Origin of the sequence: Paenibacillus xylanilyticus (assembly GCF_009664365.1) — a bacterium.
Taxonomy (GTDB): domain Bacteria; phylum Bacillota; class Bacilli; order Paenibacillales; family Paenibacillaceae; genus Paenibacillus; species Paenibacillus xylanilyticus_A.
Genome location: NZ_CP044310.1, coordinates 4,992,171 through 5,006,943, shown reverse-complemented (window position 1 = coordinate 5,006,943; position 14,773 = coordinate 4,992,171). Strand labels below are relative to the sequence as shown.

General features: G+C 48.3%; 14 protein-coding genes. 7 read left to right on the top strand and 7 right to left on the bottom strand.

Annotation, left to right across the window (positions count from 1 at the left end; genetic code table 11):
• Positions 1-88 precede the first annotated feature (88 nt).
• Complete coding sequence (gene fabV / locus F4V51_RS22260) at positions 89-1,279, bottom strand: enoyl-ACP reductase FabV (RefSeq protein WP_153979677.1); 1,191 nt, start codon at positions 1,277-1,279, stop codon at positions 89-91.
• Positions 1,280-1,479: 200 nt separating this feature from the next.
• On the opposite strand from fabV, the gene F4V51_RS22255 reads away from it, so the two are divergent.
• The 3 genes from F4V51_RS22255 to F4V51_RS22245 all read left to right on the top strand — a co-directional run bounded on the left by F4V51_RS22255 (position 1,480) and on the right by F4V51_RS22245 (position 4,340).
• Positions 1,480-2,760: an XRE family transcriptional regulator gene (locus F4V51_RS22255; RefSeq protein ID WP_153980817.1), complete on the top strand. Its 1,281-nt coding sequence runs from the start codon at positions 1,480-1,482 to the stop codon at positions 2,758-2,760.
• A 277-nt stretch (positions 2,761-3,037) separates the two neighbouring features.
• Positions 3,038-3,454 carry a hypothetical protein gene (locus F4V51_RS22250; protein ID WP_095289580.1) on the top strand — a complete coding sequence of 139 codons (417 nt, stop codon included), beginning with the start codon at positions 3,038-3,040 and terminating at the stop codon, positions 3,452-3,454.
• A gap of 91 nt (positions 3,455-3,545) precedes the next feature.
• Positions 3,546-4,340, top strand: coding sequence for a hypothetical protein (locus F4V51_RS22245; protein ID WP_153979676.1), 795 nt, complete (start codon positions 3,546-3,548; stop codon positions 4,338-4,340).
• A gap of 62 nt (positions 4,341-4,402) precedes the next feature.
• On the opposite strand, the gene F4V51_RS22240 is transcribed toward F4V51_RS22245, so the two are convergent.
• The 3 genes from F4V51_RS22240 to F4V51_RS22230 form a co-directional block, all read right to left on the bottom strand.
• Positions 4,403-5,038, bottom strand: a complete 636-nt coding sequence (locus F4V51_RS22240) for an SMI1/KNR4 family protein (protein ID WP_153979675.1) — start codon at positions 5,036-5,038, stop codon at positions 4,403-4,405.
• A gap of 56 nt (positions 5,039-5,094) precedes the next feature.
• The gene (locus F4V51_RS22235; protein WP_153979674.1) at positions 5,095-5,910 is read right to left on the bottom strand and encodes a class I SAM-dependent methyltransferase; all 816 of its coding nucleotides are present in this window, start codon (positions 5,908-5,910) and stop codon (positions 5,095-5,097) included.
• Positions 5,911-5,983: 73 nt separating this feature from the next.
• Positions 5,984-6,928, bottom strand: coding sequence for a helix-turn-helix transcriptional regulator (locus F4V51_RS22230; protein WP_236146618.1), 945 nt, complete (start codon positions 6,926-6,928; stop codon positions 5,984-5,986).
• Positions 6,929-7,018: 90 nt separating this feature from the next.
• Here F4V51_RS22230 and F4V51_RS22225 point away from each other — a divergent pair, with 90 nt between their 5' ends.
• The 4 genes from F4V51_RS22225 to F4V51_RS22210 all read left to right on the top strand — a co-directional run bounded on the left by F4V51_RS22225 (position 7,019) and on the right by F4V51_RS22210 (position 12,407).
• Entirely contained in the window at positions 7,019-8,452 is a 1,434-nt protein-coding gene (locus F4V51_RS22225) for a glycoside hydrolase family 1 protein (protein WP_153979673.1), read from the top strand.
• 190 nt (positions 8,453-8,642) lie between these two features.
• On the top strand, positions 8,643-9,785 hold the full coding sequence (locus F4V51_RS22220; RefSeq protein WP_162009974.1) for a GerAB/ArcD/ProY family transporter: 1,143 nt from the start codon (positions 8,643-8,645) through the stop codon (positions 9,783-9,785).
• Positions 9,782-11,281: a spore germination protein gene (locus F4V51_RS22215; protein ID WP_236146617.1), complete on the top strand. Its 1,500-nt coding sequence runs from the start codon at positions 9,782-9,784 to the stop codon at positions 11,279-11,281. The genes F4V51_RS22220 and F4V51_RS22215 overlap by 4 nt, the downstream gene beginning before the upstream one ends.
• 4 nt (positions 11,282-11,285) lie before the next feature.
• Positions 11,286-12,407, top strand: a complete 1,122-nt coding sequence (locus F4V51_RS22210; protein WP_162009973.1) for a Ger(x)C family spore germination protein — start codon at positions 11,286-11,288, stop codon at positions 12,405-12,407.
• 70 nt (positions 12,408-12,477) lie between these two features.
• Here F4V51_RS22210 and F4V51_RS22205 read toward each other — a convergent pair whose 3' ends face one another.
• From F4V51_RS22205 to F4V51_RS22195, 3 genes are all read right to left on the bottom strand, one after another.
• Positions 12,478-13,146 (bottom strand): phosphatase PAP2 family protein, encoded by a 669-nt coding sequence (locus F4V51_RS22205; RefSeq protein ID WP_153979670.1) that lies wholly within the window; start codon positions 13,144-13,146, stop codon positions 12,478-12,480.
• A gap of 114 nt (positions 13,147-13,260) precedes the next feature.
• Positions 13,261-14,037 carry an AraC family ligand binding domain-containing protein gene (locus F4V51_RS22200; protein ID WP_153979669.1) on the bottom strand — a complete coding sequence of 259 codons (777 nt, stop codon included), beginning with the start codon at positions 14,035-14,037 and terminating at the stop codon, positions 13,261-13,263.
• Positions 14,038-14,055: 18 nt separating this feature from the next.
• Positions 14,056-14,637: a LysE family translocator gene (locus F4V51_RS22195; RefSeq protein WP_153979668.1), complete on the bottom strand. Its 582-nt coding sequence runs from the start codon at positions 14,635-14,637 to the stop codon at positions 14,056-14,058.
• Between the last annotated feature and the right edge of the window lie 136 nt (positions 14,638-14,773).

Here is a 14,773-nt window from a genome sequence, read left to right as displayed (position 1 = left end):
ATAACAAAAGGAGAGCCCCAGGGCTCTCCTTTATGTTTATATCATTTCGTTTGATGTACGTACCCGCGCTGCATTACCTGATTCGCGATTAGCGGAGATGCGGTACTTCCACATTGGGATCCACGTCAGCTTCGTAGTCGACGCCATCGGTCTCAAAACCGAACAGCTGGAAGAACTCGCGACGGTATCCTTCGAGATCCGACAGATCGTAGATGTTGTCTGTAGTCAGCTCATTCCAGAGCTTCGCGACTTCATCCTGCACATCCTCTCTCATCTCCCAATCGTCAATACGAATGCGTCCTTGTTCGTCGGTTGGAACGTCCCCTCCGGCATACAGGCGATCAGCGAACAGACGCTGCAATTGCTCGATACAGCCTTCGTGCAGTCCTTTTTCCTTCATGACCTTGTATAGGGCAGAGATGTACAGCGGTACAACAGGAATCGCGGAACTGGACTGGGTGACAAGAGCTTTCGCTACAGTGACATATGCACGTCCACCCGTCGCACTCATGTGATCATTCAGCTTGTGTGCTGTCGCCTCCAGATGATCCTTCGCCTGACCAATGGAGCCTTCACGATAGATGGCCTGTGTCAGTTCAGGGCCGATATAGGAAAATGCAATCGTCGTTGCGTCGTCAGCCAGCACGCCGCCTTGCTGCAGTGCATCCATCCACAGTTCCCAGTCTTCGCCGCCCATTACCGTTACCGTTTGGCGAATCTCTTCTTCGGTTGCTGGCTCCAGGGTAACGGAAGTAATTTCGCCCGTATGGAAATTAACCGTTTTGTTCGTGTATGATTGTCCAATCGGTTTCAGGACGGAGTTGGAAACTTCGCCAGTGTTCGGATCGGTGCGCCGTGCGGATGCTACACTGTAGACCACAAGATCAACTTGGCCGAATTCGCTGCGAATCAGCTCAACTGTTCTTTCTCTCGTTTCATTAGCAAATGCATCCCCAGTGATGCTGTACGATTTCAGGCCTGCTTCTTCCGCGGCCTTCTCAAATGCAGCCGAATTGTACCATCCAGCCGAAGCGGTGCGCTTATCCGTTGAGCTGCTTGGGCGGTAAATACCGATGGTATTCGCTCCTGCGCCAAACGCAGACACAATACGTGATGCGAGTCCGTATCCGGTAGAAGCACCGATAACAAGCACATTACGTGGCCCCTTCAGCGCCGGCTGGGATTTCACGTATTCAATCTGTTCTTGCACCTGTGCGGCACAACCTACAGGATGGGAAGTCGTACAAATAAAACCACGCGTTCTTGGTTTAATAATCATTCATTGGCATCCTTTCATTATCAACTCATGTGTTAATAGTTAGTCCATATTCTCCATTGCATACCTCCTTATTGTAAAACAATTGTCACCGAAACGGAAACCGTTTCATTTGAATTCGTCAAAAGGGTGGCATTGATTCCCTGATTTTGCGATGATAGTTCATAGCATTTACAGCAATGAATCGAAAGGAACACACGCCCATGCTGAAGGAACGGATTGAATTTCTGAGTAAAAGAAAGCAAATTTCCCGCAAGGATTTGGTTGAGGGTCTGGTGACACAGGCTCATTTTGCGAACATACTGGCGGATCGTTATCCGCTCCCCGAGGACTTGGCTGAAGCCATTGCTTCACGCCTGGCAGTCAAGCCGTCTTACCTATTGCACGCAGCGGATCAGAGCGAGGAGACGATGGAACGGGCAGAGGCTATTTTTGCACAGCTGTCCATGCCGGCTTCGGCCATACCGGAAGACACCGTGCATGCGCTGGAAGATCGGGATGATGCACTGACGGTTGAACTGACGACCGCTCTTATGAAAGCAGTGTATTACCAGCAGCTGAACGATGCAGCCGCTCATGAATACATCCATACTTCCTATTTGAATTATTATCTGGAGAAATACGGTCGTCCGGATGATGTCGATCTGCCCCGTCCGCTGGCGAAAGCTCTCTTGTATTACAAGGTGCAGTATTATCGTTCCAAGCTTGCATACGTCGACGTGTTGACTCATGCAACAAGGCTCAGTGAGCTGGCACTCCCTGGTAGTGAATTTTGGCTGTCGGTACAAAATATCAAAATGGAAGCCTATATTCAGGTCAAACAATATGAAGAGGCCAAACAGGTCTTTGAGCAGACGATGCGGCATGTGTATGATCAGCGTCTATTCCACCGTTTGTCGGGTTTATATGTAGCATATAGCGGTTATTGCTTCGCCATGGGGCTTGTACAGGAAGCCCTCTCGGCTCTTACGATGGCGGAAGCCAACCTGGTATATGCCGGGAATCAGGGAGATCTCGTTACTGCAATTGCAAACAATCGGATTGTCATGTTGACCATGACGGGTGAGTTAGACAAGGCTCAGACGGAGATTGAGCGATTTGAGACGCTGCTCATGCAGGAACCGGAAGAAACACAGCAGGCGATGAAGCCGCTCATCTGTGTGTATCGCTGTGAGGTGGCACTTGGCCGCAAACATTGGGGCATGCTTGCGCAAAGTGTGGATCAACTGCTGAAATGTGCAATAACAGAGGATCAACAGATGAGTGGAACGTTTTATCAGAGTCATCTGGCCCTGGCACATGGGAATCGTGAGGCGTTTATGGAACAGGCTCTCGCATGCCTTCCCTATTTCGAATCGACACAGCATGCCATGAGACTGGAGCCGTTATATGAGGGACTCGCGGTGGTATCCGAGGATCAGCGCAGGTATAAAGAGGCAGCGATGTATTATAAGAAGCTGGTTTATCTGCTGCGCAAAAAATAAGGGAGTACATCGGCTTGAAACGCATGCTTTGATCACGTTTTTTGTCCAGCGGTGGTCCATTTTCTACAAAACAAAAGATTCCCAGACCAATTAAAGGGCCGATACTCGGCTCTTTTTTTGCGAATTAAATGATATAAACATAAAAATCAGCCATCATATCGCGATTGAATTTACGGATTTGGCGTTTATTTTGTATGCAGTCAGAAGTATATTCAAGGCGAAGCCCTCCTGTTTATAATGAATATATAACAAAAAACAAACAAATGAGGTGTTTCGGATGGGATGGTTTAGCAAGAAGAACAAACAGGAAGACGCCATTGCAAAAGCAGATCGAGTGATGAACAAAGGACTTACCGGCCTGATGATGAAAGGCTTCGTACCCAAGCAGCACCGGGAAGCAATCAATCAGAGTCTGGATTCGGCGAAACAGGCACAACTGGCAGCGACGGGTTCACTTCCCTTAACAGCCACGGCTACGGTCCTCACGATTACCGATACAGGCAAGCTGATCAACTTTGATCCCATTGTGGTACTCGTATTGGATGTAACGGAGACGAGTGGAAGACAGTATCAGCGAACGCTGGAAACGCTAGTATCCAAGATGCAGATTCCCCGGGTGGGAGACCGGGTTGGATTAGGTCAGAATCCTGCGAATCCGTCGGAACTGATTTATATGGGATTGTTGACAGGTTAAGTGTTCACCCCAAGGATTAAGCAGTATGGAAAGAGAAAAGGTTACATTTATTCATATAACAACGAATTATAGAGATGAAGGAGTGGGGGATATGACAGGTATATTGAGAATGATTGGTGTGTTGACCGTATTCGGGGTGGGGTTTTCGCCATTTCTGGCACAGCAGCTCTGGAATGATCCCTTTATCATCATGCAGGCCTGGTGGTATAAACCGGCGATCTTTGCAGGCTTTGGACTAATTTTCATTCCGACCATTCTAAGTAACATCTTCGGCGTGGGTCGGGTGAAGTCAGGACTTCCTGCTGTGGGCGTCATTCGAAGTGTTCAGCAGACTGGCACGTATATTAATGAACAGCCAGAAGTGCGTCTCAGCTTGACTGTATCGCGCAAAGGACGGGAGAAATATGACACTGAATTGAAGACGGTCGTCCCCCTTACAGCGCTGGCACAGTTTCAGCCAGGAAGTTTTGTTCCGCTGGTCGTTTCCGAGAAGGATGAGCGTAAGGTGGGGATTGATCTGAAAGGACAGCTATCGCAAGCGGACCTGCAGGAACTGCTTAACGAAAAGATGATCCAGGAGGGCGTTTCTCCAGATATGATGGATATTGCCCGTACGGGGGAGAAAGCAATGGCCAAAATTCTCGACGTCACCCCGCTGGGGAATTCGGGAACAGGCAAGATCAAGCTTCAGCTTACGCTCAGTGTGACCCCGCCGAATGGGGAGACGTTTCAAGTGACAACGCAAAAGGATATTTTGCCTTCCGCCCTCTCTCAGGTTCAGCAGGGTCACATCATTAACGTCATCTATTCCAAGCAGGATCCATCCAAGCTGGTACTGGCATTGAATGTACAGGAAGAGCAGTTAAGCCATCTGTTCTCATCGTGATCCATATGCCTAAGACGGTTCTCTCCGCAGAGGAGGAACCGTCTTTTTTGAATAGCTGTAAGTTATGAATCGTGGCTGGACGCAAGTGGGCTGAGCATATCCCGGAATGATGGGAATAGAGATACAGCCCAGCCTTCAAGCTGTTCGCGACTAGGCCATTCATCGTGCACCAGCAGTTCATGATCGAACCAAACGACAGCATAATCATGGTCACCACCCGGTTTGCGAATGTCCCAGCATACCGGTCCGGCGTCATCTTCGTATGTAGCGAGTGGAATGTACCCTTCGGCGATTAGTGGTTTCCAGGCTACCCATAACTCCTGTAAGCGACGTAATGGACGATCGGAGGGTAGATCCGGCAGAACTATGACAAAGTCATCGAAACGCAGATAGACATTCATGACGTATCTTGTGCTCAGATATGCACGATATAGCGGCGGGACGGGAACGGGCAATCCACAGGACTGCTCCAGCTCGCGTATCTGATCCTCCGTCACCATAGAAGCGAGCATTCTCCAACGAACCCAGCCTTCGTCATCTACTGTACCATCCTGCATATCCATAGGCACGCCGTAATCCTCATCCTCTGTTTTGGCTGGAAGGGACATCAGGATGTCTTGATGAGGGGTATTGAAATAGTTATCCAAGCATTGTTCAATGTAAGTCCGATCTTGCAGCAAGATGTTCGAATCATTCAAAGCGATTCACTGCCTTTCTTCCGGGATGGATCTATATAATTGGAATGATGAAATGATCAGATGATACCCAGACGCATGCGGTAAGAAAACAAGACCGTTCTCGTTTGTCCGTCAAATATCCGGGTTGCGAGCGTTCTGAATTCATCCGCAGCCGTTAATAGTTCGTCTGCTCCAAGCTTAAGCGCTGTCTGCAAGCCGCCCTGACTGAGGGCCAGATTGACGTAACGATCCGCATCAAACGTCTCATGGTGATGGAATACGATCTCACGAGCAAAGCGGAACAGGCCTGATTGGCTTATTTGCTGCAGATGGCCGTCCTTGCTCCATTTATGAGCCTGGTTTTCCTGTGCTTCCAGACTGGAGGCCTGATGATCGGCTTCCGCGATCAACTGCTGATATGCCTGCTCCAGCTGCCAATCGAGGATAGGAGGCCAGTCACAATCATAAGCGGCAAATATGCCTCCTGGTCGCAGTACACGTGCGAATTCACGAAGTGTGGATTCAGGCTCCATCCAGTGGAACGATTGGGAGCAGGTCACAATATCAACACTGCCGTCTGGCAATCCCAGTTCATGAGATAAGCCTGATACAAATCGCAGATGATCCGGTTTGCCCGCAGCCTCCCATTTGGCCTCCGCCACGGCTCTCATGTCATCGCTGGGTTCTACACCAATAATGCGTTCAGCTTCATTCAGCCAGATCCATGAGGATAACCCGGTGCCGCAGCCCACATCTGCAACCAATCTTGGTTTGGTGCCGAGATAGGTGTTCAGAATTTCCACGACTTCTGTGGGTGCAGCCGGGCGATTCTGGTCATATAACGTACCGAAGCCTTTGAAACGTTCCACATTGTTGCGTCTGATGTCTTGCATGGATAAACCTCCTCTACAAAATGGGCGACTTGCAATGAATTGATGAATTCAAGTTCTTGGCGATTCCATTATATCATTCATCGGGCTGGAAGCCGTCAGGATTGAATGTTTGCACGTGTTTGACAGCCTGTTGATATCGGCGGAGCAGTTCATGTCTGACATGTGGGGGTTCGAGAACGGTCAGTTCAGCACCAAATGACATCAGAAACGAATAGAGCCGCTCTCCTTCATGAATTTCCAACGTCACACGAAGGCTGCCATCCGGCTGTTTGTTCATCCGGGAAGGTTCGAAGAAATCAAGCGCCCGATAAGCAATGGAACTTGAAAATAAGAGATCCAGGGATAAGGGAGCGTTCACAGGTGTCTTTTCCACATCGGCTGTGGAAGAAGCTGATCCATGCTCTTGCAGCCTTGGCAGCAAACGGAGCTCGGAGATCCGTTTCATCTTAAATGTCTTTTTCTCGGTAGGGTGCGGCAGGCTTTCGTCCTGTCCTTCGATATACCATGTACTATTTTTAAAAATGAGTTTGACGGGTGCAATGTTCTCTACACTTGCTTCTCCGTCAGAGTCGATATAGTTGAATGTCATCCCCTGCTTGGTCAGTATGGCCTGCTTCACTAAGTTGAACATATCTCTTTCCTGCACAGGGATATTGCCCCACGGGGAGAAATCGAATTCAATCCAATCCAGTTTGTGATCAAACAAGGCAGTCAGCCGTTTGAGCATATGAACACTGTTCAGGTGTGGAATGGCACTGATACTGTACAGGCCAAGCAAAATTTCGTTCTGATCTTCTTCAGACAGCAGGGACTTGTCCATCACATAATTGTCCATCAGATGGATGCCACCGTGCTTGCCAGTGGTGGTGTAGACGGGAATTCCCGCTGCGCTCAGCCGGTCGATGTCACGGTAAACCGTGCGTACCGAGATTTCAAACAAGCGGGCGAGTTCGGGCGCGGTGGCTTTTTTCTTCTCGAGTAACAGCAGCAGCATTCGAAATAATCGGTTATTTTCCATGCTATGATTATACCATGACAATAGGTGTCAGGGTATGGATGCTACACTGGTATTACAGTGTTAAGCAGCTCATTCATAGGAGGACTTGTCATGAAGATGAAAGATGGATTTTACTGGGGCGGCGCAACAGCTGCCAATCAATTCGAAGGCGGATGGAATCAGGGAGGCAAAGGTCCGAGCACATCCGATATGATGACAGGCGGAACTCATACGACTCCGCGGCGGATTACGCCAGTACTTGAAGAGGGCACGTATTACCCGAGCCATGAGGCTGTAGACTTTTACGGACATTACAAAGAAGATATTGCCTTGATGGCAGAGATGGGCTTCAAAATGTTCCGCATGTCCATCAACTGGTCCCGGATCTATCCGAACGGTTATGATCTAGAGCCCAACGAAGAGGGATTGCAGTTCTATGATCAAGTTTTTGCCGAATTGAAAAAATATAACATCGAACCGTTGGTAACCATCTCTCACTATGAGACACCATTTGGTCTGACGCAAAAATACAACGGATGGGCTTCGCGCGAAGTGATCGATTGTTACCTCCGTTATTGTAAAACTCTGTTCAACCGTTATAAGGATCAGGTGAAGTATTGGCTGACATTCAATGAGATCAACTGTCTCACCATGCCGATGGGCGCATATATGGCGGCGGGAATTCTGTTTGAAGGAAAAGAAACATTGACGGACGGCATCGACGATCCGCAAACCCGCTTCCAGGCCCTGCATCATCAGTTCGTGGCGAGTGCGAAGGCCGTCAAGCTTGGACATGAGATTAACCCCGATTTCCAAATCGGCTGCATGGTTGCGTTCATGACAACTTATCCGAACACGTGTAATCCGGATGACATTTTGCTTGCGCAGAAGAAGGATCAGCTCTCCAATATGATCTGTGGGGACGTGCAAGTGAGAGGAGCATATCCTGGTTTCGCCAAACGTTTCTTCGCAGAGCAGGGCATTCAGATCGAAATGCAGCCGGAAGATGAGCAAACCCTGCGTGAGGGCTGCGTGGATTTCTACTCCTTCAGCTATTATATGTCCTTGGTTGAAAGTGCGGACCAGTCCTTGGAGAGAGCCGGGGGCAACCTGCTGGGCGGGATCAAAAATCCGTACCTGGAAGCTTCCGACTGGGGCTGGCAGATTGACCCGAAAGGATTGCGTTACACGCTGAATCATCTCTATGATCGCTATCAGGTGCCATTAATGGTCGTTGAGAATGGTCTGGGTGCAGTCGATGTGGTAGAAGCAGATGGCACCATTCAGGATGACTATCGCATTGATTATTTGAGAGGCCATATTGAGCAAATGAAAGAAGCAGTCGCGGATGGAGTGGAGCTCATTGCCTACACGATGTGGGGATGTATTGACCTCGTCAGCGCATCGACCGGAGAGATAAAGAAGCGTTACGGCTTCATTCATGTCAACAAGGATAATGATGGAAATGGTGATCTGAGCAGAACGCCGAAGAAGAGCTTCCACTGGTACAAAAAAGTCATTGAATCCAATGGCGAAGAACTATAATCGATTGCTGATAAAAAAAGAGATGTCGTACCCGCTTGTTCCCTCTATGGGAATAGGCGGGTATTTGCTTTTGAATAAAATCTCGAATAATTTACATACTTAACTCAGAGACTGAGCATAAGTGAAGGTAAAACGCTAGATGTGAATTTTTCAGCAGATTCATATGATCGTCAGAAAAGGGGAGATCTCTGTGAACACTTCCGGGAATCGCTACAGCATGTCACCCATTCATCTGTATTTTGTGCTCTATGTAAGCTTGGTTGGCGTAGGTTTAATGAATTTTCAATATAAAATGCTGCGTGGCGCGGAGAAAGATGGATGGATCAGCATTTTGGCCGCCGCTGTCATGATCTCCATCATCCTTAAAATGATGTTTGTCCTGCTGTCACGCCAATCCCCCGGCCATTCCTCTCTCGTTCACATCAATCGACGGTATTGGGGACGAATCGCGGGTGCTGTCCTGAATTGGATCTTTATTTTATATTTTCTGCTGGGTGCTTTTGTAGCCTATCGCTCCTATATTCATATCATCCAGCTGTGGATTCTTCCCACACAAAATAACTGGCTGCTGGGCATCGTGGTTCTGCTGCTTGTCTATTACTGTGTGTCGGGCGGCATACAGTCGGTCACCGGGATGTGCCTTTGGGGCACCCTCTTCATCCTAGTATTTGTCTTCCCGCAGATATTCCTGGTCTCTTCCTATCTTCATCCACGAAACCTTCTTCCTGTGCTGGATCATGATGTCACATCCATATGGTTGTCCACAAGGGATATGCTTCATGAATTTATCGGCTGCGGCATTTTGCTGGTCGTATATCCATACATCAAGACGCCAGGTCGCTCGCTCAAATGGGCTTATCTCGCCTTGGTTACTGCAACCATAGTGTATCTGGTTTTCTTTATCTATTCCTTTATGTACTTCAATCATGGACAGATGAAGGAACATTTGTGGCCTACCCTGAGCCTGATCAGCATTATTGAAATGCCATTGATCCAGCGGATGGAGTATCTGGTGTTATCCTTTTGGCTGCTAAAAATTCTATCCATCATCACGTTGGGAACTTGGGCAGCATGTCATTGTTTGAAACTGGAGAGAGCAATCAAGCCCAGTCTCGGACTGAAACTCGCCATCGTCCTTTTTGCCATTCTTTTGTTTGTGGTTAAAGACACCGTGGATATTGATATGGTCAACGAGATATACACCAGAACGGGGGAAATATTGATTATGTTATATGTCCCGCTTCTGTTTATCATCTCGCTGTTCCGCAAGAATCTGGGGGGCTCTACCGGACATCAGGATATGCCGGACCAGCCCAAAGGAGAGGAAGCATGAGTTCACCTGCCAGTGACAACCAACAGATGTCCAGTACATCTCATGACCCGCTCGATCCATGCCGTCGCTCTGATGATTTTATCATAAGTACGATGACCGTCTCCGGACTGGCCCTTGAAGTTTGCTACTATAAAACACTCGTGGACAGTCATCTCCTTGAAGTAGCCATCCACTCCCTGCAGGAACGCATCCCTTCAAGCGAAGAAGTGAATTTGCATGATGTGCTCTTGCATATTCCCATAGAGGAAACGAACCTTACTAATCAAGACGAGGAAATGGTCCAATTCCTTCTTCAAGGCAGCCTGCTTATCCGGCAGTGCGGACAGACCCATGAGTGCATTGTGGTTCCCATGCCAGGCAAGGAAGGGATACGAAGTGATAACGACACGGAAAATGAATTTAGCGTGATCGGACCCAAGGTTGGATTCGTCGAGGCAATGCCGGTTAACCTGCATCTGATCCGTACACAGCTGCGAACACCTAATCTGATCATCAAGGAAATGACACTGGGCTCCTTGTCCCAATCCCAAGTGGCCATTCTGTATATGGATGGTATTGCTGATCCCGAGAACGTCAGCAGGATGGAGGACAGATTGAAGGGAATCGACTTTGATGCTGTCTTGGATACGTCACAGTTGGATCAACTGATCGCAGATAACTCACTTACGCCGTTCCCCTTGTTTACGACGACCGAACGGAGGGACAGAGTCATCTATGCCCTGATCACCGGGCAAGTAGCGGTCATCAGTGAAGGCTCGCCAAGTTTTATTACAGGGCCATCCACGTTGTTTGATTTTTTTGTCTCGCCGGAAGATTATTATCTGCCGTGGGCGCTTGGATCTTTTTTTCGGTTGATTCGCATTTTTGGCGTCATTTTCTCGCTGTTTGCCTCAGCCCTCTATGTGGCATTAATGACCTTTCACTATGAAGTCATACCCAAGGAGCTGCTTGGCAAGTTGATCTCATCCAGACAAAATGTACCGTTTCCCCCTTTTGTGGAAGCCATATTTCTGGAGACGACAATTGAATTCTTGCGTGAAGCAGGAGCCAGACTGCCGAACCGGATCGGACAAACACTGGGTATTGTTGGCGGGATCATTCTTGGACAGGCTGCCGTGGAGGCCGCACTTACGAGCAACGTACTGATCATCATCGTGTCCTTGTCTGCACTGGCTTCGTTTGTGACACCGATCTATAAAATGTCCAATGCCATTCGTTTTCTGCGATTTCCGATCATTATACTGGCTGCCATCTGGGGCGCATTCGGGATTGCGATCGGACTGTGCTTCCTCCTCGTCCATCTGTCGCGATTAAAGTCTCTGGGGTCACCTTATATGGCTCCTTTCTATCCAATGCGGTTCAGGGATCTGAAAGACAGTCTGATTCGTGCTTCCTATCAACAGACGGATAAGAGGCCGAGCTATTTAAGGCCGCTCTCCTTCATCCGCTACAAGCCGGGAAGGGTTCACCAAACGAATCAACTGGATGAGGAGTGAGCGTATGAAACGTCTATCCCAATGGTTCCTTGCCGTAATGTGGGTAATGGGGATGCTGCTGCTCAGCTCCTGCCAGGATACGAGCATTGTGAATGAGATCAGCCTCGTCCTAACTTCCGCTTACGATTTGCAAGATAAACAAATTCACAACAGCGTGCTCATCGGTGAGTATACCGAGAAGGACAAGAGTGATGTCGAACTGCTGGAGATCGACTCAACCAACAGCTTCGATGTCATGCCAAGAATGAATATGCAGGCGAAAGAACCTATTGAGTATGGCCAATTAAGAATGATGGTGCTGGGGGAGGACTATGCGAAACACGGGATAGGCGATATTCTGCGCGTGTTATCCCATAATACCCGGGTGTCCAGACGTATGCAGTTTGCCGTAGCGGAAGGAAGGGCGCTGGATATCATTAAGGCATCCATTCCCGCTCATGATCCGCTGTATCTGATGAAGTTAATCGAGCAAAACGGCAATTTTGCCAATCTGCCTCACTTCAGTCTGCATCAGACGTTGTTCCAATATTTCAGCAAAGGACAGGATATTTATCTCCCTCGGCTTCGCTTGAACGATCAGGATAAAATTATGCTTGATGGTCTCGTGGTTTTCAAAGGGGAAAAAGCTGTACTTCAGCTGAGTGATGAAGAGGGGCTTGGTTTGAAGCTGCTTACGGAGGATGCCAAGAATGGCAAGTTTCTTGCACAGATCAATGAGGTTGAGGGGGCACAGAGGCAAACGGCTAATACAACAGACAATGATGCCCTAATCAAAATTTTATCTTCCTCCGTGAAGCATCGGATGCGTTCAGACACCCCAGCAGCAGCGCTGGATTCAAAGATTCACATCAGTGCATCTGTGATTAAGGCTTCACGGAATGATTTTCTGTTATCCGGCAAGGAGATGAAGGAACTGGAATCAGAAATGAAAAGGCATATGGAAGCCAAAATCAATCAACTGATCCGCAAGTGCCAGAGAGAGAATGTGGACCCGTTCGGGTTTGGAGAGTATGTGAGAAGTTGTACGCACCACTGGGACAATGAAACGTTCTATAAGGATTATGGCTCGATGGATATTCGGGCCCACGTGGAGCTGACGCTCGTCCAGGATGGTATTCAGGAATAAAAACGGGAAAACCCGCTCTGACCTCAGCTTTGAGGATAGCGGGTCTTACCTATGTTCTAATTTTGATGTTCTATGTCAGAGGTTTGGAATGAAGCAGGGAGAGCCGCTCTGCATAACGCTGATAAAACCAAATGCAAATGGCCAGCCAGCTGCCGCTCAGAAAGTAACCTCCGATGACATCACTGGGATAATGAACCCCCAGATAAATTCGGCTCATGCCAATGGTCAGAATAAAGGCTGCACTCACGATGATCATGATAACCCGGCCTGCTGCTGTCGGGATATGCTTCCAGATCAGAAAGGCAAGTCCACTATATAGGCTGAACGCTGCCATGGAGTGTCCACTTGGGAAGCTGTAACCGCTCGCTTCGATGATGCGGTGAATAGTGGGCCTGGCACGCTGAAACGCCAGTTTCAACAGGGTGTTCAGCAACGTGGAGCCTGCGATGACTGCTGCCAAAAACAGAAGTTCCCGTCGGTGTCCCAGGAAAAGATATAAGACCACCATGGAGATGATCATTATGATGATCACAGGCAATCCGCTGCCAATCCAGGTGAAGACCTGCATCCAGTTGGTCATTCCGGGAGCTTCCATCCCTTGTATCCATCCAATCAGGTTATCATCAAACCGGTGGATCTGGTTATCACTGATAGACAGGGCAATCAGTGCAAATACGGTAAGGCTCAATGCTGCAAGGAGCAGCGGGATAGAGAAGGCCTTTTTTCCTTGCTGGTTCAAATGTCATGTTCCTCCAGGATGTTTGAATTTCATATGTTGGGCCGCCAGCCATACGATATGGATATTATGCTATCATTTCGCCTTAAATATTGCTTGAACAAAAAGGTTAGCGACTCAGTTCAGTTGAAGCATATATTCATAGGCGGTAACACCGAAGACACGCTTAAAATGTCTGTTCAAATGCGTAAGATCGACGAATCCGCATTCGGCTACCGCGGAGTAGACATCCTTATGCTTCTCTATGGCCTGCCGGGCATGTTCAACCTTGCAGTTCAGGAAGAACTGGTAGGGTGATATGCCGGCATGTGACTTGAATTCCCGGATAAACTGAAACTTGGACATATTAAACTCGGTATAGAGATCATCCAGTTTCAGCACATCATCGAACCTGCTGAACATCATTTCTTTGGCCTTTCGGACAAGCCCGTCACCAGGTCCGGGAATGTGAGTATCGATCTCCGACCGGGACAGCTGATGTACGAGGCTGAAGAGAAGTTCACTGCATTTGGCTTCATCCTGCCCGCTCTGAACGGCACGGTTCAGCATGAGAATACTTCGTGCCAGCTGAGGATCATAGACAATGGGAGTGGAGAAACGCAATTCCTTTTTCCCCAGAATGTCTTCTACCACCTCCGGCTTCAGATACAACATGACGTAGTCAATACCAGCCTTGTCGTAAGAACTGCCATCATGGGACTGCTCCCGATTAAACAGCATGACACCGTTCTGGTGAGAAGCCTGATAATGACCGTCCAGATGGTACTGCTGAATACCGCGCAGTGTCACACCAACCGCATATTCCTCGTGACAGTGCTTCTTATACGTAAAATCCGTAAAACTGGCCGAAAGGGCCAGGACATCAGACGACTTCTTATAATTGAACAGCTCCACTCCATGCATACCTCCAATCTAGATGAGTCCCGATACCATAATGGCTGAGTATACCAAAAAGAGAGCCATCACGATACTAAAAGCTTTTTGATGATCATGCAAAAATTGCCTGAACACAGAGCCGAAAACAACCCAGCTGGTAAAGGCCAAAATTCCAATCAATGTGATGAGACAGACAAACAGCACCGTGGACAGCGAGGTGTCATAATAGGGCAGCACATAGCTGGGGATGACGGTGAACGTGAACAGAATTACTTTCGGATTCACAAACTGCATGATTAAACCGCTCACAAATCCGGTTGCCTGCTTCGGTGCCTCCTCGGAAGATCCCATCTTGTAGATCTGATAGGCGAGGTACAGCATATACAGGCTACCAACGATCTGCATTACATGAAGAAGACTGGGCAAGATGCCCGCCAGAAGATGATTGAGGAAAGCCGATGCGGCAAGCAGCATACCAAATGCCACGGTGGCTCCCCACACATAATGCATGGTTTTGCGTGCACCCGCGTGCTGAACTGAAGATAAAATGACAATATTGCTGGGTCCTGGCGTAAAGGTAACCACAATGCAATAAATTAAAAAAGAGGTAAGATTCATCGTTTCATAGTGCCTCCCCGGGTTGTAGTTTCATGATCATACTGCGGGGATGGTTGAACCGATAGTACATTATTGCAGCAGTACAACCTGAGATCGAAAATAGGAAGATACGTTGGTTAGAGAGGAAAGCGGTTTC